Source organism: Roseixanthobacter psychrophilus, from assembly GCF_043195195.1.
Lineage (GTDB): Bacteria > Pseudomonadota > Alphaproteobacteria > Rhizobiales > Xanthobacteraceae > NCEH01.
On the sequence record NZ_JBAFWT010000128.1, the window covers coordinates 1 to 1,497 of the forward strand.

Sequence of the window (1,497 nt, forward strand, 5' to 3'; positions counted from 1 at the left end):
GGGCCTCGCTGCTCGTGGTCCAGATCGATGGGCTGCATGGTAAGCTTACGCCGTGGGCCGCCTTGTTGGGAGGCGATTAATCCGCTGTTTTTCATGGTGTGAGTGTTTCGCCACGGTGCAAGCAGCGAGGATAGCCACGTGACCGCTCAGCGGATGGAAATCATTACCGGGGTTGGTCGGCGACGAACTTGGCCGATGGCTTTGAGGGAGCAGATTGTTTCGGAGACGCTGGCGTCGGAGACCACGGTGACCGAGGTGGCGCGCCGCCACGATGTTGATCGCTCCCAAGTGTATCGATGGCGTCGCGACATAGAGGGCCTGTCGGCGCTCACGGCTGCGCGTATTCTCGTCAATGTCGTGGGCACCATAGTCCGGCAGCCCTGACCCGACTTCGCAGTGGAACGCCTATCGACCGCCTTGGACAGAGCCGCACCTTGATGTGCTTGGAAATGTGCATATATTGTGCATGACACAAGCGAGGTTCTGCCATGGCCCAGGCTCAGCTAGCTCACATTGCAATGGTTTCCGGCTTCGTCGACAGCCTTCAGGAGCCCCGGACGCCCTATATCTCGCCGAAGCGCCTGTCTAAGGCACTCGGCGTCAACGTTGCCAACCTGGCCCAGCTCACCGGCGTTCATCGCAACACCTTGCGCAACCCCTCTTCCGAGCGGCTGCAGGGACGGATGCGCGAAATGGTGAAGGTGATCTCGGCAACCGCGGAACTCACCGGGGATATCGACAAGGCGATTTATTGGTACCGGAACGAGCCGATCGCCGATTATGGGCATCGCACGGCGGCTGAGCTCGTGGCCGATGGCCAGGTAGAGGCGGTGCTGGCCTTCATCCGCGATCTCGAGAACGGAGCCCGTGGGTGAAGATCGCCCACCTCGGTCCGGACGAGATATTCCACCGCTATCTAACACCTAAATGGGCGTTCGTGCCGACGAGCGGCGCGGGTGCCGCTATAGATGGTGGCCGGTTTAACCGGCCCGGCGTCGAGGCTCTTTATCTCTCCCGCGCGCCGCAGACAGCCCTTGAGTAATACCGGCAAGGCGCCAGCATCACGCCGCCGGCAACCCTTGCCGCCTACACGGTCACGCTCGGCGAAGTCGCGGATCTGTCCCAGGGATTCGATCCGAGCGTCTGGGATGACGCCTGGAAGGACTGGGATTGTGCGTGGCGCCGCATTGCCCGCATCGACGGAAAAGTCCCTCTATCGTAAGCTTACGCCGTGGGCCGCCTTGTTGGGAGGCGATTAATCCGCTGTTTTTCGTGGTGTGAGTGTTTCGCCACGGTGCAAGCAGCGAGGATAGCCACGTGACCGTTCAGCGGATGGAGATCATTACCGGGGTTGGTCGGCGACGAACTTGGCCGATGGCTTTGAGGGAGCAGATTGTTTCGGAAACGCTCGCGTCGGAGACCACGGTGACCGAGGTGGGTCGTGTCCCTGGACGTGGTGTAACTGCGGCGGCGTGATCACCGCGCTTCCGGCGGGGT

3 protein-coding genes are annotated in these 1,497 nt (G+C 61.6%); all 3 read left to right on the forward strand.

Going from position 1 to position 1,497, the window contains the following annotated elements:
- Positions 1 to 138 precede the first annotated feature (138 nt).
- Positions 139 to 384: a transposase gene (locus tag V5F77_RS28775; RefSeq protein ID WP_429008468.1), complete on the forward strand. Its 246-nt coding sequence runs from the start codon at positions 139 to 141 to the stop codon at positions 382 to 384.
- Between the two features lie 104 nt (positions 385 to 488).
- On the forward strand, positions 489 to 875 hold the full coding sequence (locus V5F77_RS28780; protein ID WP_429008469.1) for a hypothetical protein: 387 nt from the start codon (positions 489 to 491) through the stop codon (positions 873 to 875).
- Entirely contained in the window at positions 872 to 1,042 is a 171-nt protein-coding gene (locus tag V5F77_RS28785; protein WP_429008470.1) for an RES domain-containing protein, read from the forward strand. The genes V5F77_RS28780 and V5F77_RS28785 overlap by 4 nt, the downstream gene beginning before the upstream one ends.
- Positions 1,043 to 1,497 lie beyond the last annotated feature (455 nt).

What these genes read in the sequence shown, in the direction of transcription:
- V5F77_RS28780 (WP_429008469.1), top strand. Translation starts at nt 489, where the DNA reads ATGGCCCAGGCTCAGCTAGCTCACATTGCAATGGTTTCCGGCTTCGTC.